At 46.7% G+C, this 17,797-nt stretch carries 15 protein-coding genes and 1 other RNA gene; 5 read left to right on the top strand and 11 right to left on the bottom strand.

Going from position 1 to position 17,797, the window contains the following annotated elements; translation table 11 throughout:
- Nucleotides 1-234 precede the first annotated feature (234 nt).
- Both KCO92_RS02425 and KCO92_RS02420 read right to left on the bottom strand, forming a co-directional pair.
- Complete coding sequence (locus KCO92_RS02425) at nucleotides 235-1,269, bottom strand: type IV secretion system protein (protein ID WP_233710463.1); 1,035 nt, start codon at nucleotides 1,267-1,269, stop codon at nucleotides 235-237.
- A gap of 66 nt (nucleotides 1,270-1,335) precedes the next feature.
- A complete protein-coding gene (locus tag KCO92_RS02420; RefSeq protein ID WP_104695562.1) occupies nucleotides 1,336-2,139 on the bottom strand; it encodes a 3'-5' exonuclease in 804 nt (267 codons plus the stop codon).
- 68 nt (nucleotides 2,140-2,207) lie between these two features.
- Here KCO92_RS02420 and gltX point away from each other — a divergent pair, with 68 nt between their 5' ends.
- On the top strand, nucleotides 2,208-3,581 hold the full coding sequence (gene gltX / locus KCO92_RS02415) for a glutamate--tRNA ligase (protein ID WP_104695561.1): 1,374 nt from the start codon (nucleotides 2,208-2,210) through the stop codon (nucleotides 3,579-3,581).
- Here gltX and KCO92_RS02410 read toward each other — a convergent pair.
- Nucleotides 3,578-4,864, bottom strand: a complete 1,287-nt coding sequence (locus KCO92_RS02410; RefSeq protein ID WP_104695560.1) for a hypothetical protein — start codon at nucleotides 4,862-4,864, stop codon at nucleotides 3,578-3,580. The two genes, gltX and KCO92_RS02410, sit on opposite strands and share 4 nt — an antisense overlap.
- Nucleotides 4,865-5,186: 322 nt before the next feature.
- On the opposite strand from KCO92_RS02410, the gene rnpB reads away from it, so the two are divergent.
- The 3 genes from rnpB (at nucleotide 5,187) to KCO92_RS02395 (ending at nucleotide 6,716) form a co-directional block, all read left to right on the top strand.
- An RNA gene (rnpB, locus tag KCO92_RS02405) (RNase P RNA component class A) lies at nucleotides 5,187-5,507 on the top strand.
- A gap of 13 nt (nucleotides 5,508-5,520) precedes the next feature.
- Nucleotides 5,521-6,387: a 16S rRNA (cytosine(1402)-N(4))-methyltransferase RsmH gene (gene rsmH, locus KCO92_RS02400; protein WP_104695559.1), complete on the top strand. Its 867-nt coding sequence runs from the start codon at nucleotides 5,521-5,523 to the stop codon at nucleotides 6,385-6,387.
- A gap of 2 nt (nucleotides 6,388-6,389) precedes the next feature.
- The gene (locus KCO92_RS02395) at nucleotides 6,390-6,716 is read left to right on the top strand and encodes a hypothetical protein (RefSeq protein ID WP_104695558.1); all 327 of its coding nucleotides are present in this window, start codon (nucleotides 6,390-6,392) and stop codon (nucleotides 6,714-6,716) included.
- A gap of 70 nt (nucleotides 6,717-6,786) precedes the next feature.
- On the opposite strand, the gene ppa is transcribed toward KCO92_RS02395, so the two are convergent.
- Genes ppa through KCO92_RS02375 form a run of 4 tightly spaced genes read right to left on the bottom strand, consistent with a single transcriptional unit; the run spans nucleotide 6,787 to nucleotide 10,614 of the window.
- Nucleotides 6,787-7,317, bottom strand: coding sequence for an inorganic diphosphatase (gene ppa, locus KCO92_RS02390; RefSeq protein ID WP_104695557.1), 531 nt, complete (start codon nucleotides 7,315-7,317; stop codon nucleotides 6,787-6,789).
- An 8-nt stretch (nucleotides 7,318-7,325) separates the two neighbouring features.
- Nucleotides 7,326-7,898, bottom strand: a complete 573-nt coding sequence (locus KCO92_RS02385) for an adenylate kinase (RefSeq protein ID WP_104695556.1) — start codon at nucleotides 7,896-7,898, stop codon at nucleotides 7,326-7,328.
- A complete protein-coding gene (gene aspS, locus KCO92_RS02380) occupies nucleotides 7,895-9,649 on the bottom strand; it encodes an aspartate--tRNA ligase (protein ID WP_104695555.1) in 1,755 nt (584 codons plus the stop codon). The genes KCO92_RS02385 and aspS overlap by 4 nt, the downstream gene beginning before the upstream one ends.
- A 14-nt stretch (nucleotides 9,650-9,663) precedes the next feature.
- On the bottom strand, nucleotides 9,664-10,614 hold the full coding sequence (locus KCO92_RS02375; RefSeq protein ID WP_104695584.1) for a chemotaxis protein: 951 nt from the start codon (nucleotides 10,612-10,614) through the stop codon (nucleotides 9,664-9,666).
- Nucleotides 10,615-10,677: 63 nt separating this feature from the next.
- Between KCO92_RS02375 and ligA the strand changes: the two genes are divergently transcribed.
- Nucleotides 10,678-12,918: an NAD-dependent DNA ligase LigA gene (ligA, locus tag KCO92_RS02370; RefSeq protein WP_104695554.1), complete on the top strand. Its 2,241-nt coding sequence runs from the start codon at nucleotides 10,678-10,680 to the stop codon at nucleotides 12,916-12,918.
- Between the two features lie 304 nt (nucleotides 12,919-13,222).
- Here ligA and KCO92_RS02365 read toward each other — a convergent pair whose 3' ends face one another.
- From KCO92_RS02365 to pgl, 4 genes are read right to left on the bottom strand one after another with little or no spacing between them, the layout of a single operon-like run.
- Entirely contained in the window at nucleotides 13,223-14,443 is a 1,221-nt protein-coding gene (locus KCO92_RS02365; protein WP_104695553.1) for a sugar MFS transporter, read from the bottom strand.
- A complete protein-coding gene (pgi, locus tag KCO92_RS02360) occupies nucleotides 14,427-16,091 on the bottom strand; it encodes a glucose-6-phosphate isomerase (RefSeq protein WP_104695552.1) in 1,665 nt (554 codons plus the stop codon). Before pgi ends, KCO92_RS02365 begins: the two co-directional genes overlap by 17 nt.
- Complete coding sequence (locus KCO92_RS02355; protein ID WP_199766045.1) at nucleotides 16,088-17,074, bottom strand: glucokinase; 987 nt, start codon at nucleotides 17,072-17,074, stop codon at nucleotides 16,088-16,090. Before KCO92_RS02355 ends, pgi begins: the two co-directional genes overlap by 4 nt.
- On the bottom strand, nucleotides 17,055-17,777 hold the full coding sequence (gene pgl, locus KCO92_RS02350; RefSeq protein WP_104695550.1) for a 6-phosphogluconolactonase: 723 nt from the start codon (nucleotides 17,775-17,777) through the stop codon (nucleotides 17,055-17,057). Before pgl ends, KCO92_RS02355 begins: the two co-directional genes overlap by 20 nt.
- Between the last annotated feature and the right edge of the window lie 20 nt (nucleotides 17,778-17,797).

Raw genomic sequence — 17,797 nt, 5'->3', positions numbered from 1 at the left:
CACTGAGAGGGCTGACAAGGTTTCTGCGTGTTCGCCCATAGCCCACCTGCTAAACGCAGGTAGACCTGAGCACTCGCACGCTAAAGCCCAAGCATGAAGCTATGGAGAATATGTCAATTCTATGATGCTACTTCTACTTGGGAGCTCATGAGCGCGCACGGGCTTTTTTGCATTTCGTAAACCTGACTGGTGCAAGCCCCAAGACTAAGAAGCAAAGCTAAGTTGAACATCCATTTAAGACCCATTAGTGCTCCTAAAAGTGGTGGTATCGATGTGAGGCTTGGAGTCTGAGAGCGTCTGGACATGTAAGGACATCTCTTGAGGCATGTACGCGGTGGCGTGGCTGTGTTGAGCTGTGTTAGACACACCGGAGTGGTAGATTGTCTGCACATTTTGCAAGAAGCTCGCCCTACCTAAGCCCACCAAATGTACCATGTCTTTGACACCGCCTTGAGTATGAAACAAAGACTGAATAAAGTGGGGCACCCGTTGGATTAAAAAGAGCTCTAAAAGCGCACTAATGATGACCAGCACATAAGTTTCATAGGCTTGTGGAGTGTTGAGCGCGGGGATTAAAGTTTGTAATACTCGTGCATTATAGCAGGCAAGCAAGACCACAATGGGCTGGTAGAAACTCAGGGCAACGCACTTTTTTAAGTAGAGCCAGAGCATTGGTCGTGTGTTGGCAAAAAAGCCTAAGGGTAATACCAAGATGCCTAAAGCCAACCAAAGATAGATTTCAATGGCAACCATCAGAGCTAAAGCGAGCAATAAGGTGAGCAGAGCTCCTTGGGAGAGTAGCACGCCTAGAACAAGCATTTCATGCACTTGCAGAGTAGATGCATCCATTGTCTGAAGGAGTAAGCCCAAGGTGTGGAAGGCTTGGTTAGTAAGGAAGGCAAAATCTAAAGATAGATTTTCGAGCCCTAAGCTAGAATTTTGCAAACTTGAGCGAACGATACCCATTAAGACATCTGAACCATAAAACACAAGGATTTTGAGCTTCGTATAGAAGTCCTGAGAATGTTTCCAAGCGTAGTTAAACAGTGTAAAGAAGCCTGCAAAGCCCGCTAGAGAAAAGAGTGTCTTGGAGCTAAACATATCTCCCAAACGCACGCGCTGATATCCCCACGCCATTAGCGCTAAACTCACTAGAGCATTGCCCAAAAACGGGAGTTTTAAACTCTCTAAAATCTCATCTCCCACATTGCTTAAAAGCACCTGCGTAGGATCCATGAAAAACTGCAAGAGAGTCTGATAAAAATCCACAGCTAACCTCGATGCGAAGTATAGGCATGATAGCCAATCAGGACTGACGCACTGCTTTGCATCGTGTCAATCCTGCATTTCTGCCTGAACTTCACGCTCCAGTGCTTGCGCAAAAACGGCGCTGTAAGGTTTATCTTGGGGGAGTTTGTTTTTAAAGTCCACAAGAATATTGAGGTAGTGTTCTTTGGCTAGCATGCCTTTGGAGAGAATGTATTTTAAATACAGCCAATAGGTGTTGAGCACATCTCCCTGACAATAGTTATCGATGCGATCCAAACGATCACTCTCTTGGCCATAATAAATTTCGTGCACATGTCCTCCACTCAGGTCAAATTTGCCCGGTAAGCCCGCCATAGCGCATACCCCATCGAGCTTAAGTCTCGCTTGGGTGTTAAAATGAGAGAGGCTATCGAGTAAGTCTATGTGGAATGCTTCGTTGTAGCGGTAGCGGTAATTCTCCCACTTATTTTCTTGGCTGTAAAAGGTGCGTGCGTCCAGGTTATAGGCTAGAGCTTTGAGCATCAACACAGGCAAGTCAAAGTTACGCCCATTAAAGCTGACTAACATGGGTTTTTTGTGATTAAAAAAGCTTAGAAAATCCGCGACTAAGTGCTTTTCGTCCTCCTTTTGCCCTTCTTGTCTGCCAAAATTGCCCACTTTGATAAAATGCCCCTGCGCATCGGCTAACACGGCAGCAATGGACACCACTTTATGCCAATATAGAGGTAAAAACTCGCTCCCACTCTTGGCTTTTTGCATGGCAAACGCCTTGGTGCAAAGGTCCAATGGGCTTAGTGCCCAATCGGGGTCTAAATCGCGACTAATGAGCTCAATATCTGGCACGGTTTCAATATCTAGGACACAGAGCATGCGCACCCTTTTAAGTTAGCTTGTATTAGAATGCGTATTTTAGGACTTTTGCGCTTAAAGGATTGAGCATGGTTGTGACGCGTTTTGCACCTTCGCCCACAGGGCACTTACATATCGGGGGATTGAGAACAGCTCTTTTTAATTATCTCTATGCCAAAGGAGCGGGGGGAAAATTTTACTTGCGCATTGAGGACACAGATTTAGCACGCAATAGCCAAGAAGCCACGGAAGCGATTTTACAGGCCTTTGAGTGGGTGGGCTTAGATTTTGATAGCGAAATTCTCTACCAATCCCAACGCTTAAAACTATATCAAAGCTATATCCAACAACTCTTAGAGGCGGACAAGGCATATCGCTGCTACATGAGTAAAGAAGAGTTAGAAGCTTTAAGAGAATCCCAGCGCGTACGAGGAGAAACCCCCCGTTACGATCGCCGTTACAGAGATTTTAAAGGCACGCCCCCACAAGGGGTTACCCCCGTGGTGCGCCTTAAAGTCCCTTTAGAAGGAGAAATTGCCTTTGAAGATGGAGTTAAGGGCGCGGTAGTGGTACAGGCCAAAGAATTAGATGATTTTATCATCGCACGCGCAGATGGCACACCTACTTATAATTTTGTGGTGAGTGTTGATGACGCACTGATGGGAATTACCGATATTATTCGCGGAGACGATCACCTGAGCAACACCCCTAAACAAATCCTCATCTATCAAGCACTAGGCTTTGGATTGCCTAATTTTTACCATGTCCCCATGATTTTAAACGAGCAAGGGCGCAAGCTGAGTAAGCGCGATGGAGCGATGGGGGTGATGGATTATAAGAATTTAGGTTATCTTAAAGAGGCTTTGCTCAACTTCTTGGTGCGCTTGGGTTGGAGCTATGGTGATCAGGAGATTTTTAGCTTAGAGGAATTGCTGCAACACTTCAGTCCTAAAGAGCTCAATAGCGCGCCCAGTTGCTTTAGCCCTCATAAATTAGACTGGCTCAATGCCCACTACCTCAAAACCATCTCCAACGACACCCTGCAAACTCTCTTAGTTGATTTTGATATGCCCCCTAGCTTTGGTCGTTTAAAACCCGTCCAGAAAGACATTTTATTAAGTGCACTCAAAGAGCGGTGCGCCACACTTCAAAGTTTGAGTTTAGGGGTGCATGAGGTGTTAGACCCCCCAACTGCTTATGAACCCCTTAAAAACCCTGAGGCTAGAACCCTACTAAAAGCCTTTATGCACGATTTGAAAGAAGCATCGTTAGACAGCTTAGAGAATGTCCAAACTCTCTTGCACACCTTTTTAGCAGCACATGCGCTCAAACCCGGGACTTTCATGCCAGTCTTGCGCGTTGCGCTCTTGGGAAAAAAGGGGGGAATTGACCTTAAGGAAGCGCTATTTGTCTTGGGAGATCAAGTTTTAGAACGCCTACAGACTTTCTTGGAGCGCACCTAGTGGTGGTGGCTACGCACAAAGTCCACGAGCTCCCTTGTATCAATAGAAAGGGTCACGAATTGCTGAAAGGTAGTGTACCACTTACCCCCCGTGCCATTCAGGCTGTGCCCATCGCCCCCACCCATGAAGTTAAAAAATGCGTCCGCACGCAAGCTGATGAATCTATTTTTATAGACATAATAAAGTGCAAGCCGTTGGAAATTGGGAGCATGGTACCAGGGTAGACCGGTGTAGAGCGCGCGTCCATAGGTGGCATAAAATTTCATCTGAGGCTTGTCGGAAAAGTAGTATTTTTCATAAAATCCAAAGCCCTTGTATTGCGCCACAAAGTCAAACTGCCCACCCAAACTATTATACCACTGGCTAGGACCACACTTCACTCCTGAGCGCACACAATAATGCTCCTGTTCAGACATCGTGCCAAATTGAAAATAAATCTTATCCATGTAAGGCATGAGTTGTTTTAGATCTGTTTTGATATAAGCTTGGTAATAAATGCGATCGAGCACGGTGGGGTTAGCATATTTCCCCGGCACACCCCCCTGAGATTCTCCGCTAAAATAGGGATAGCCATTGGGCCAGAGTGGGGTTTCATCGTTTTGATTCATATAAGAATGCCCATCAAAGGGATATTTGCTACCCATGCTATAAGAGCTGGTATTATGGAAAGCCACAACCCTACCTCCAAAGCCAAGATAGCCCTTTAAAAACGACCACTCTGTGGAACCAAAGTAGAGCATTTGATTCATGTCATAGTTTTTATTAGCCGGACCATTATTCCAGTTACGCCCCCCATACCAATCGATGATGAATTCTCCCCACCCATTCCACCAGCGATTAGGGTCATAAGGAGGTTTGTATTGCAACATTGCCCCCCTAGCTGTAGGGTCTTTAAACCAAAAGAGTTTTTTAAAGGCGGCCAGGGGATAGGAAGAGATAGAGTAAGTTCTAGGGATGATCCCCACATAAGCCCTAAAATTTTTTCCCACCGCGCTATAATACATCGTAACTCCCCAAGAATAGGGGAAATAACTATAATGTGTGTGGAGATTCTGGATAAACCACCCACCAAACATAAGCGATTGACTCTTGCTAAATTGGACTCCAATCTCGGGCATGAGGCGATTTTTCATATTGAGCACACTATTCCAGTAGGGGTTGTTTTCTCCAGCCAAATTATAGGTAAAGCTTACAAATTTCAAATCGTAGGCAAAGCTGGCCGCAACCCCTCCTGTCGTAACAGTTCCCCACAACATTAAAGCACAAGATAACGCACTCCGCATTAAAAAACCTCAGAATAAGGGATATTCAACCAACCCCCCGTGTGCTAGGGTTGAATTTGATTAGAAATAGACACACCCAAGACAATCATACCAGCCCGGGCAGCAAGGGATAAAAAACACACCACAGCCAACTCTGCGCAGGCATTCTGCCTTAAATTCTCTGTATATGGGCTTAAAATTAGCCCGAAAAGGCACAAGTGGAGAAGACCATCTTAAAGCCAGAAACACCCCTGGATTAATTTGGAAATCTAAACTCAAAACCAATATAGCTATTAAATCTCTATTAACGAGTAGATTAAGCTAATTTTAGTTAGAATCGCGCCCGCATGGGCGGTGGTTGCTCTAAAAGTTTTTTAGAGAGGAAAGTCCGAGCTACATAAGACGGGATTCCATTTAACGAATGGCTAGCGTAAGCTAAGGGAAAGTGCCACAGAAATAAACCGCTCGACTAGAGTAAGGGTGAAAAGGCGGGGTAAGAGCCCACCGCACCCCAAGCAATTGGGGCTGGCTAGGTAAACCCAATCCGTAGCAAGAAGTGCGTGGTAGAGTCTTAAGCGTAGCACTTCGCATGAGGTGGGTTGCAAAACCCATCCTAGATAAATAACCACCCACGACAGAACTCGGCTTATGCCCATGCCACCAAAGTAAAGGACTGCATGCATCAAAGTGTTTTACTTCAAGAAGTGATCGAGGCTTACACACCTCTCTCTTACATTCAAAACCCTATTTTGATCGATTGCACTTTGGGTTTGGGTGGACATGCTCTAGCGTTATTGCAAGCCTATCCCCATCTACGCATTATTGGGATTGATCGCGACAGAGAGGCCAGTACCTTGGCCAAGCAACGACTGGAAACCTATATGCCCCGTTTTACTTACTACCATGGCACTTACCAAGATGTCGTTTCTCAGCTAGTCCAAGAGGGAATATGGGAGCGTTGTGATGGGGTATTAGCGGACTTGGGGGTAAGCTCTTTGCAACTAGATACCAGCACAAGAGGCTTTGGTTTTGATTCCTCCACCTTGGATATGCGCATGGACATTGATGCGTCCCTAGATGCGTATAAAGTGGTCAATCGTTACAGCCTTTATGAGTTAGAGCGTGTGCTAGAGAGGGGGGAAGTGCGAGGTGCTAAAAAAATTGCCTCTCTCATTGTTCAAAGGCGACACCAACGCGTATTTCAAGATGCCAAAGACTTGGCAAGTTTTTTGAGTACACACCTCAAGCGCCATAAACACCACCCTGCAACCCTAGTGTTTCAAGCCATCCGCATGGAGGTCAATGATGAAATGGGCAACTTGCGCGCGCTTTTAAATTACGCCAAAAATTTAAAACACGCCTTATTGACTATTATCTCTTTCCATTCTCTGGAAGATAGACAGGTCAAACATGCTTTTAAAGAATTCGCTAAGTCTTATGGGCAATGCCTCACCAAGAAACCTATCACTCCAAGCATGTTGGAGTTACAGCAAAATCCCCGGTCGCGGAGTGCTAAAATGCGCATTTTTCATTTTCAAGGTTGAATATGTCACACACACTTGCTATAGAAGAAGAGCATTTAGAAGAGCGCCGTTTGCGCACCAGCGCAAAGGAGAGAGACGCGCTTTTTAGCGAGGAGGCCACAGAAAGACAGGGTATCTCTGTGGCGTGGTTATTCTTGAGTGTGATGGGCTTGATACTCTCTTTGGTGCTCTTGACCCCCAAAATATATTTGACCAATAACATTTACTACACCAGTCGCGCCATCCAAAAACTCAAAGGTCAAGAAAACTTACTTCAAGAAGAGAAACGGCAACTCCAGCTTGAGTTGGAGAAACAGCGCTACAAATACACTATAGAGAATATGCCCTAATCAGTCGCCTAAGGCTGAGATCTGAGAGCGTAGATGAAGTAATGCTGGCCCTCCCCCTGGGAGGCATGATTTACTTTTTTGACTTTTGACAATGATCTATGGCTTGTTCCAGCACCTCTTGGGCTTGGGCTTTGTTGCCAAAGCCCTTCACCTTGACCCATTTGTCTTTTTCCAAATCTTTGTAAGTTTCAAAGAAATGTTTGATCTTCTCTAGGGTGATGGGGGGTAAATCCTCTAGGCTTTGGATTTTAGCATAGCGCGGATCGATTTTCTCTACGGGGAGGGCTAAGAGTTTTTCATCCACTCCGCCCTCATCTTCCATGAACAGCACTCCGATTAGGCGGCATTTGATCACGCTCCCCGCTTGCAGAGGGTCTTCATTGAGCACCAAAATATCGGCTGGGTCGCCATCGCCCCCCAAAGTATGGGGCACAAAGCCGTAGTTGGCAGGGTAAACCATAGAGGGGTAGAGCACGCGATCGACCACCACTGCGCCGCTGTCCTTGTCTACCTCGTATTTGACATGCGAGCCATAGGGAATTTCAATGATCGCATTGATCGCATCGGGATTTTTGCCGATTTTAATGTACTGGATTTGCATGTGTGTCCTTATAGATTATTTTTAATGTAGCTTTCAACATCGTTCACAATTTCTTCGATGCCTCGTTCACCATTGATTTCTTGGTGCACCTCAAGGGCTTTATAAAACTCTAAGATACTCTCTAGGGGTTGAGTATACACCTGCATGCGCTTGTTAAAGACCTCTAAATTATCATCATCTCCCCTTGAGCGCCCCAAAACGCGTTCCCTAGCTACCGGCTCGCTCACCTTGACCTCCACCACGCCCTTTAAGCGCACTTCCTCTTGTGCTTTGAGCATGCGATCTAGGGCTTGCATTTGCTCCACACTGCGCGGATAGCCATCAATGATCACCACATCCTTAGGCGCGCTTTTAATCGCGCTGATGATCGTATCAATCACAATATCTAAGGGCACGAGATCGCCCTTGTTGGTGAACTCAGCGATGCGTAGCCCGCGCTCACTTCCCTTAGCAATTTCTGCGCGCAAGAGGTCGCCGGTAGAATAGTGCACCATATTAGCACTATTGCGCTGTGCAATAAGCTGTGCGTCTGTGGTTTTACCACTCCCGGGCGCGCCGATGATCAAAAATAGGTGTTTCATGGGTGTTTCCTTTTAGGGTTTCTTAAGCGGATATGCAATTCTCTTAACTGCTCCTCAGAAGCCTCGCTGGGGGCTTGGCTGAGTAGGCAGGTGGCTTTTTGAGTTTTGGGAAAGGCGATCACATCACGGATACTGGGCACTTTGGCAAGCAACATCACAAGGCGATCTAACCCTAGAGCAAAGCCCGCATGGGGGGGTGCACCATATTGCAATGCCTCTAAAAAGAAGCCAAATTTTTCTTGGGCTTCCTGCTGGCTAATGCCCAGTAGCTCGAACACTTTGGCCTGCACTTCCTCTTTATGGATGCGCACACTCCCCCCGCCCAATTCAACCCCATTGAGCACGATGTCATAGGCAATCGAGCGCATCTCCTCTAAATCCTCATTATCTAGGTCTTTGGGCATGGTAAAGGGATGATGTGCTGCGCTGAGTTTGCCCTCTGCGCTCTCAAACATAGGGAAATCCACCACCCATAAGAGATTAAAGGCATCTGCATTAATCAGTCCTAAATCTTGAGCGAGTTTCAAGCGCAGACGCCCCATGTAATCCCAAACGACCTTTTTAGCCCCCGCGCCAAAAAAGAGAATATCCCCCACCTGTACCCGTGTGCGCGCTAAGAGCTCTTGCAAGTGTGCTTCACTTAAGAATTTCACTAAGGGTCCCTTAGCCCCCTCAGGCTTGATTTGTAAATAGGCTAACCCCTGTGCCCCAAAGCTACGCACAAAACTTTCCGCCTCGCCCAAATACTTACGACTACAAAAGCTATCCCCCCCGGGCACGCGCAGGGCTTTAAAGCGATTCTTTTTAGGATCGTTAGCAATGCTTTTAAAAATCTCATTACTACTCTGCACAAAGAGATCACCCACTTCTACTAAGGGCAGCTCAAAGCGTAAATCGGGCTTATCACTCCCGTATTTTTCCATTGCCTCCATGTAATCCAGGCGCGCAAAAGGAGTAGCAACCTCCACTCCCACGCTTTTAAAGACAGCTTGTAATAGAGTTTCGGCCACTTCTAGGACATCCTCTTGGGTGCAAAAACTCATTTCCACATCCACTTGGGTAAACTCAGGCTGGCGATCCGCGCGCAAATCCTCATCTCTAAAGCACTTGGCTATTTGATAGTAGCGGTCCATGCCCGCGACCATTAAAAGCTGTTTGAAGAGCTGGGGGCTTTGAGGCAGGGCAAAAAATGCGCCATCATGCACGCGACTAGGGATAAGAAAATCTCTAGCCCCCTCTGGGGTGGTTTTGGCTAGCATAGGGGTTTCCATCTCTAAGAAGTCCAAAGAGTCTAAGCAATCGCGCACGGCTTTAGCCACACGGCTACGCATTTTAAAAATCTCATAACTTTTAGGGGAGCGTAAATCTAAAAAGCGGTATTGCAGGCGTAAATCCTCATTCACACTTGAATCCCCTATAGCAATAGGAGGAGTGAGGCTTTTATTTTCAATATGCAAGCTCTCTAGCACCACCTCAATTTTGCCCGTTTTGAGTTTGGGATTTTCCAGCCCTTGCGCACGCGCGCGCACCACACCCTTAGCAATGAGCACAAACTCATGGCGCACTAAATTAGCCACTTCGTAAGCCGCAGATTGCGGATCGCACACCAATTGCACTAACCCGCTTTTATCACGTAGATCGATGAAGATCACCCCCCCATGATCGCGGTAATTATGACACCACCCGCACAGCTCTACGCGTTGTCCCAGCAGCGCTTCGCCCACTTGGGCACATAAATGTGTCCTTAACATCAATTTCCTTTTATTCAGACTTGTAAATATGCGTGCAAGAGTTCGCGGATTTCATCCGGGTGGGATTTGATAACAAACCCATCGGCATGCAGAGAATCAGCAAGCTGTTTATTCGACTCGCTACTCATAGAAGAATTGATAATGACGGGCAAGTGCTTGGTGCGTGCGTCCTCTTTGATTCGCTTGAGCACTTCAAACCCAGACACCATGGGCATTTCTAAATCGGTGATGATCGCCCCCACATGCTCGATCATCTTGTCTGCAAAAAGCCGTTTGAGCAACGCCTCGCCATTAGGGAAAGCCTCGTATCTGAGATTTAAATTCCCCACGATTCGCTCTAGGTTTTTCATCGCCACTTGGGAATCCTCGGCAATTAAGATCAGCTTATCGCTCTTGATGGCCTCCACAAACTGCGCCTTGAGTCGATTGAGTTCCTGTAAGTCTGGAAAAGTATCTACCAGCATACGCTCCACATCTAAAATCTGAATCACTCTATCCTGCTCAAAGCGCGTGATCGCGCTCACCTTACCCCCCGCTCCAAAGCCCTGTTTGTCCCCCACGCTTATATCTCCCCAACTCTTGTGCACAATGCGCTTAATGGCGAAGATTTTCAATCCCACTACACAGCTGGAAAACTCGCACACAATCACCAAATTTTCCTTGCTTTGCACAGACACGCCACTGAGATCGCGATCAGGATCGCTAGGCTCATAATGAAGCCAGCGCTTTACATCGATGAGAGGCACGGACTCCCCCCGAATAGTCAAAAATCCTAACATCATGCTCTCATTGCCCCCCACAGTTTCGGTCACATCTCCATCATAATAAATGATCTCACGGATTTTAAAAATATTGATCCCATAGAGCTCAGCATTATTACCGCTATCATCGCTGAGTGTAAAACATAGGAACTGCGCCTCGTTATTCAGGTGCAAAGAAATGCTAGAATCTACATCGCCAATCAAGCTCATCCTTTCTCTTAACCTAAACTCCGCTACAATGCCCGCCATTATAGCAAAGACTGGACAATGATACAAACTTTTCAAGACTATCAAGCTTGTGTAGAGCGCGCCTGCAAATACGCCCACCATTACTATGTGTTAGACGATCCGCTCATTAGCGATTTTGAGTATGACGCACTCTACCAGCAGATCAAGGATTATGAACGCACCCACCCCGAGCAGATTTTGGAACACTCTCCCACCCAACGCGTGGGCGATGCCCTGCTCTCTTATTTGCCCAAACATACACACCTAGAGCGTATGTGGAGTTTAGACAATGTCTTCGATGCAGAGGGTTTGCAAACTTGGATCACACGCATTCTCAAGGTTTATCCGCATGCCCGCTTCACCTGTTCGCCTAAGCTTGATGGAGTGTCTCTCAATCTCTTTTATGATCAAGGCAAGTTAATCAGTGCTGCCACAAGGGGCAATGGTGTAGAGGGGGAATTAGTTACCCACATCGCTAAAACCATTCCCTCCATTCCTTTGCGCATTACTCACACAAACCCCCTAGAGATTCGCGGAGAGGTGGGGATCGAACATAGCGATTTTGAAAAGCTCAACCAAGAAAGACTTGCGCAAAATCAGCCCCTCTTTGCTAATGCGCGCAACGCTGCTGCAGGGAGTTTGCGCCAACTTGATGCGCGCGTGAGTGCCAGGCGCAAGCTGAGTTTCACCCCCTGGGGTTTAGGGCGTTGCACCCCCACTTTATCTAGTTTTAAAGCTATGATAGATCTTTTGTTAGAAAATCACTTCTTGCCCATGCCCTTTAGCCTTTGTGAGAGTATAGAGGACATCCAAAAAGTCTACATGGAATTATATGCCCAAAGAAAGCATGCCAAAATGGCGATGGATGGCATGGTAGTGGTAGTAGATGATTTTGATATGCAAAACGATTTAGGCTTCACTCTCAAAGCCCCGCGCTTTGCTATTGCCTATAAGTTCCCAGCCAATGAAAAACACACCCGCTTGTTAGAGGTTATCGCGCAGGTGGGGCGTAGCGGAGCGATCACACCTGTGGCGTGTTTAGAGCCCGTGAATTTAGACGGGGCACAGATTGCGCGCGCTACTTTGAATAGCTATACAGATATCCAACAAAAAGACCTTCAGCTGAATGATATGGTGGTAGTGCTCAGAAGTGGAGATGTAATCCCCCAAGTGATCAAACCCTTAACCCATCTGCGTGATGGCAGTCAAAAACCCATCATTCCCCCCAGCCACTGCCCAGCATGCCAAAGTGTTTTAGAACAACAACCTCTTAATATCTGTCCCCAATGCCATTTATCTCTACTCTTAAAGGATAAGCCTAATTTCTGCCCTACATGTGCGCTTTTTATGCACCGCCACCATACCTGCCCCAAGTGCGATCACCCTATCAGCTCACGCGCGCGTGCATGCCCTAATTGCGCACATTCTGCCTTTCCGCTTGTCTGCTCTGTATGTCTTGGGGCTTTAGAATACAGACCTTATTGCTACCGTTGCAATTTAGACCTCTCAACTTACCCGCGCGCGCTCTGCTGTGCTAACCCCTCTTGCAGTGCAAAATTGCATGCCAGCTTGGTCTATTTTGCCTCCAAACAAGGCTTAGAGATCGCCGGGTTGGGAGATAAAGTGGTTAAACAATTGCTAGAGGCTAAATTAATTAGTCAAATTAGCGACCTCTATACTTTGCAACTAGAAGATTTGCTCAAACTGGAGGGCTGGAAGCAAAAGCGTGCTCAAAATCTCTTAAATGCCATTGCCAAAACCAGGCACACTCCCCTATGGCGCTTGATCAGCGCTTTAGGCATTGGCAATATCGGTAAAGGAGCGAGTAAAAAGCTCGCAGATGTTCTAGGCTTGGAAGTTTTTAAGCAAGATTACCAAGGGTATCAACGCGCCTTCCAGCAGGTGTTTCAAGGAGTCAAAGAGGATCAAAAAGGGGATTATAAAAGCGCGCAATCTTTCTGGGAGTTTGTGCAGGCTAATCAAGAACTCATCGCGCATTTAATGCAGATCATCCAGCCCACCGCCCCCATCTCTCAAGATTCTCCAAATCATTTCTTCAAGAGCAAGATCATCGTCATCACAGGGAGCTTTGCAATCTCTAGGCAAAAGCTGACTCAACAATTAGAAGAGTTAGGCGCGCAGGTCAAAAACCATTTGAGCAGTAAGACTGATTTCTTATTGTGTGGTGCTAATCCGGGAAGCAAGTTAGAACAAGCACGGATACAGGGTATTGCCATCATAGAGGAGGCACAATTACGGCAGATACTGGGAATTGATTAGAACACCCGTCAAATCCTACAGATCGCAGAACCTGTGCATCCTACTTACCCACCCAAGGAGGGGTGGCTTTTACAGACTCCTTTGACATACTCTCCCATAACTAAAGTTAGGGGATTCTAACTTTAGTGGAGATCGCGGCTTCAAGCAGGACAGCTCCGTTTGGAGTCTTACGTTCCCTATTCCAAAGGTTGATGCCCCAACCCCAAGGGTATTACCCCTTGATTGCACAAATATTAGCACAGCCATGCTGGTGCTAGCCTTATAGACTCCTGTAAAAGGGCTGTTATGCCTGTGAGATCTATGGTTATACCATCTCTTCCTTGTCTGTGATCACTTTATAGCCTTGAATGGCAAAGAAAACGATATAGAAATAGCAAACCATGGGAACGAGATAAGAGGTGATAAGCCCCATGTAGTCGGCGACAATCCCTTGCACGGGAGGCACGAGTGCGCCCCCGACAATGGCAATACAGATAAGTCCAGAAGCTTGGCTGGTAAACTTGCCTAGATTTTTAGTCGCTAAGGAGAAAATAGTGGGGAACATGATGGAGTTGAAGAGTCCGATGGCAAGTAAGAAATAAATCGTTACATGGCTATCAAAAACAATCGCCAAGATAAGCAACACCACATTAGTGATTGCATTAAAGGCTAAACATTTATTGGGCGCAATTTTAGACATAATCGCGCTCCCGATGAAGCGCCCCACCATCGCCCCACCCCAATAGAAGCTGATGTAGTGCGCACTGGTCTTGGCATCCATGCTGGCAACTTTTTCCATAGTGAGGACCAAGAACGATCCAATGGACACTTCCGCACCCACATAAAAGAAAATCGCCAAAGCTCCAAGCACTAAATGAGAATACTCAAACATGCTCTGTTTACCATCGTGGTTTTCTTCGCTGATTTGTTCAGCGCGTTCACGCACATCGGGCAATTTGAGTAGATAAATCACCACAGCGAGCAGAACGGCCACGCCCGCAATCATCAGATAAGGAATTTGCACAGATTGCGCACCTTTAACCTTATCGACCATTTCTGCTGTGTCCGCAATGATGAGCAGGGCACCAAAGTGTGGTCCTAAGAATGTGCCTAACGAGTTGAAAGCCTGCACTAGCGTGAGCGCACTCGCTTCCTTACCTGGCGATAGCAAAGTAACAAAGGGGTTGCCCGCTGTTTGCAAGAGCACGACTCCACTGGCTAAGACAAAGAGCGCGCCCAGAAAGATAGGATAGGAAGCCGTAGAAGCGGCGGGGTAGAAAAGCACACAGCCCAAAGCAGTGAGTAAAAACCCCCCTACTACCCCAGCTGGATAGCCGATCTTATCGAGCAATTTTCCAAAAAATCCCCCCGTGATAAAATAAGCTCCAAAAAAACAAAATTGTACCAATGCAGCTTCAAAATAGTTGAGATCGAATATCTTCCTAAGATGGGGAATCAAAATGTCATTGAGCACTGTAATGAAACCCATCATAAAAAACAATGCCGTCAGGGTAGCCAGGGCGAAATTATTACTCTTGGTCTGCATGTAAAACTCCTTTGTTGTAGATTTTATAGAGGTTGATTAAGTGTTGTGTCGAGCTATCATGGAAGCTCTGCGCGTTCCCCTCTCGCAGCTGGACCAAAATATCCTTAGCTAGCTCTTTACCTAATTCCACACCCCATTGATCAAAGCTATTAATATCCCAAATGGCTCCCTGCACAAAAATTTTATGCTCATAAAGGGCAACCAAATTCCCAATGCTGTTAGGAGTGATGGCATCTAGCAAGAGTACATTGCTGGGGCGATTGCCTGAAAAAACTCGGTGAGGCGCAATGACGCAGGCCTGTTCAGGAGGCACACCCTTTTCTATGAGCTGTGCATAGGCTTCTTGGTAATCCTTGCCCTTCATAAAGGCCTCTGCCTGGGCAAAGACATTACTCAGCAAAATTTCATGGTGGCCGGGTAAATTACCCTCTTTGCTCAAAGAAGCGATAAAATCAATAGGGGTTAAATGCGTGCCCTGATGCAATAATTGAAAAAAGGCGTGTTGGGAGTTAATGCCCAAATCTCCCCAAATAATGGGCCCTGTATCGTAATTGACCACCTCGCCCTTAAGTGTGGTGCGCTTGCCATTGCTCTCCATGTCTAATTGTTGGATAAATCGAGGAAGATAGCGCAAATACTGATCGTAGGGAGCGATTAAGTGACTACCTGCATCAAAGAAGTTCACATACCAAACCCCTAGCAAAGCCAAAATTACGGGCATATTGTGCTCAAAGGGGGTGCTCCTGAAATGCGTATCCATCTCAAATGCGCCTTCTAGCAGTTCTTGAAAATTCTCCTTACCCAAATAGATCATGATAGAGAGTCCAATGGCTGACCACAGACTATAGCGCCCGCCTACCCAATTCCAAAACTCAAACATGTTTTTGGTGTCGATTCCAAAGTCTTGCACGGCTTGCTTATTAGTTGAAACGGCCACAAAATGTTTGGCGATGTGGACTTCATCATGGGCATGGGCTAGAAACCACGCGCGCGCACTCAGGGCATTTGTCAAGGTTTCTTGAGTGGAAAAGGTCTTAGAAGCGACAATAAACAGCGTAGTCTCAGGGTGGATTTTATCCAAAACACTTTGAATCTGAATCCCATCCACATTGGAGACAAAATACATGTTAAGTCTAGGGTGAGCATAACGCTTTAAGGCCTTGCACACCATGAGCGCCCCCAAGTCCGAGCCCCCGATACCAATGTTCACCACATCAGTGATGATTTGGTTGGTATAGCCCAACCAACGCCCACAGCGCAAAGCGTCGCTAAAATCTGCCATACGCGCAAGCACATCGCGCACTTTAGGCATCACATCCTCCCCATCCACCCTCACTTTTTCTTGAGACTGGTTGCGTAGGGCTGTATGCAACACTGCGCGTCCCTCTGTAGCGTTGATCTTTTCCCCCGAAAACATCGCCTCAATCTTGCGCTCTAAAGCACACTCTTGAGCTAAATCTCTCAAAAGCTTCAAAGTTTCATCATTGATGCGGTTTTTAGAATAATCCAAACAGAGACTGCCCACTTTGAGAAAATAGCGCGTGGCGCGTTCAGGATCGTTGGCGAACATGTCCTTCATATGCATTTCTTTGACATTCTCAAAATGCGCGCTTAGTGCTTTAAAAGTGCTCAGGGCTGTTAAACTCATGCTTTAACCTTTAAATGATTGTCTAATGCCACAGCTACACCCTTGATACCCGGATGTTTAGCCAACACCACATAAACGGGAATAGCCGCCAAATACGCCGCAAAACGCCCCTTATTTTCAAAGCGCAAGCGAAAGGGAGAGGTTTTGAAATAGTCAATAAAGCGCGGGATAATACCTCCACACAGATACACTCCTCCACGCGCACCTAAAATCAAGGCCATGTTGGAGGCCACAGTGCCTAAGATAGTGCAAAAAATATCCAAAGTAAGACGACATAGAGGGGATTTACCGCTGAGTGCCTGTTGACTGATGAGCTCAGGGGTCATATGATTGACTTTAACGCCCTCTCGATCAGCTAGAGCGGCATGGATGAGCACTAAGCCTGCCCCGCTTAAAAAGCGTTCAGCAGACACATGTCCATATTTTTTACGCGCATAATGCCAAATCATAATCTCGGTATCATCAAAGGGCGCAAAGCTTACATGCCCCCCTTCCCCGGCTAGAGCCGTGTAAGAACCATCACAGCAGGGAATGAGCGCACTCACCCCTAAACCTGTGCCCGGTCCTAGCACTACTTTAGGCGCATCAATTCCACACACATTCCCCCCCACCTGTAGCAACTCTTCAGGGTCTATCTTAGAGATAGCATGGGCTTGGGCGGTAAAGTCATTGATCAAAATAAGCACCTCTAGCTTGAGAGCTTGGCGCGTGGTTTCAATGGAGAACGCCCAGTGATGGTTAGTCATTTGCACCCAATCGCCCATGACGGGGTTAGCGATGGCGATTGCGGCGTATTTCACAGGGGGATTATTGACTTTAGTCAAATACGCTTTGATTGCGTCAACAACGGTGTTATAATCTTGACAAGGTAACACTTCAATGCATTCAATCTTGTCTGGAGCAACCTCCAGTCCAAAGCGTGCGTTCGTGCCTCCAATGTCGGCAAGCAGGCGGGGGTAAGTTTTATCGGATGTAGAAGACAAAGCACTCAACCTTTTCAGAATGTAAGATATAAGAAATGGGAAGTTGGGGGTTGATCTGCTTTTTAGCTAGATCGAACATAGCCCCTTTCTCTTCTCCAGTGGTGAACAAAAAAACGCTTTTACAATTTTCAAGCGCGCTCAAAGACATGCCCAAGCGTTTAAAAGGGTCGTTTTTGGATGTGGTGAGCACGAGGGGCTGGGTGGTGCTCATAGCATGCTCATACTCAGGCGCATCGGGGAAAAGCGAGGCGATGTGCCCATCAGCACCCATGCCAAGCAGTGCTAAATCGGGTTGTTGGTATTGAGAAAGTGCTTCTTGGAAGATGGTCTCTAAAGGCAGGGTTGCATCGCACACAAGGGGGGTAAAGGGCAGAGGCACGCAGAATCGAGCCCTACACCTCTTTAAAAAATGCTCTTCAATCAATCTAGCACCGCTCTCTTCATGATCTCTATCTACCACGCATTCATCTGCAAGACAGATAGAAAAGCCCTCCCACCAAGAGTTGATCTCTGCTAGTGCTTTTAATAAAGGGGTGAGTGTTTTGTCCCCAGAAAAAGCCATGCGCACATGATCTTGTCGAATGGGGGGGAAGGTGAGCCAATCGCTTGCAAAACCTGAAATCCCGAAAGCTACACTCTTAATATAGCTATCCTCAGACCCTTGAGGTCTTTGGGCGGGAAGTTCTTCAAAAAGCGCAATCATCATAACTCTCTGGGCAAATG

The sequence above is a fragment of the Helicobacter salomonis genome, assembly GCF_017979425.1.
Lineage (GTDB): Bacteria > Campylobacterota > Campylobacteria > Campylobacterales > Helicobacteraceae > Helicobacter > Helicobacter salomonis.
This window is presented reverse-complemented; position numbering and strand designations above follow the sequence as displayed.

Coding starts and splice junctions, on each gene's coding strand:
- KCO92_RS02420 (WP_104695562.1), bottom strand. CDS start 2,139: ATGCTCTGTGTCCTAGATATTGAAACCGTGCCAGATATTGAGCTCATT.
- gltX (WP_104695561.1), top strand. CDS start 2,208: ATGGTTGTGACGCGTTTTGCACCTTCGCCCACAGGGCACTTACATATC.
- KCO92_RS02410 (WP_104695560.1), bottom strand. CDS start 4,864: ATGCGGAGTGCGTTATCTTGTGCTTTAATGTTGTGGGGAACTGTTACG.
- rsmH (WP_104695559.1), top strand. CDS start 5,521: ATGCATCAAAGTGTTTTACTTCAAGAAGTGATCGAGGCTTACACACCT.
- KCO92_RS02395 (WP_104695558.1), top strand. CDS start 6,390: ATGTCACACACACTTGCTATAGAAGAAGAGCATTTAGAAGAGCGCCGT.
- ppa (WP_104695557.1), bottom strand. CDS start 7,317: ATGCAAATCCAGTACATTAAAATCGGCAAAAATCCCGATGCGATCAAT.
- KCO92_RS02385 (WP_104695556.1), bottom strand. CDS start 7,898: ATGAAACACCTATTTTTGATCATCGGCGCGCCCGGGAGTGGTAAAACC.
- aspS (WP_104695555.1), bottom strand. CDS start 9,649: ATGTTAAGGACACATTTATGTGCCCAAGTGGGCGAAGCGCTGCTGGGA.
- ligA (WP_104695554.1), top strand. CDS start 10,678: ATGATACAAACTTTTCAAGACTATCAAGCTTGTGTAGAGCGCGCCTGC.
- KCO92_RS02365 (WP_104695553.1), bottom strand. CDS start 14,443: ATGCAGACCAAGAGTAATAATTTCGCCCTGGCTACCCTGACGGCATTG.
- pgi (WP_104695552.1), bottom strand. CDS start 16,091: ATGAGTTTAACAGCCCTGAGCACTTTTAAAGCACTAAGCGCGCATTTT.
- pgl (WP_104695550.1), bottom strand. CDS start 17,777: ATGATTGCGCTTTTTGAAGAACTTCCCGCCCAAAGACCTCAAGGGTCT.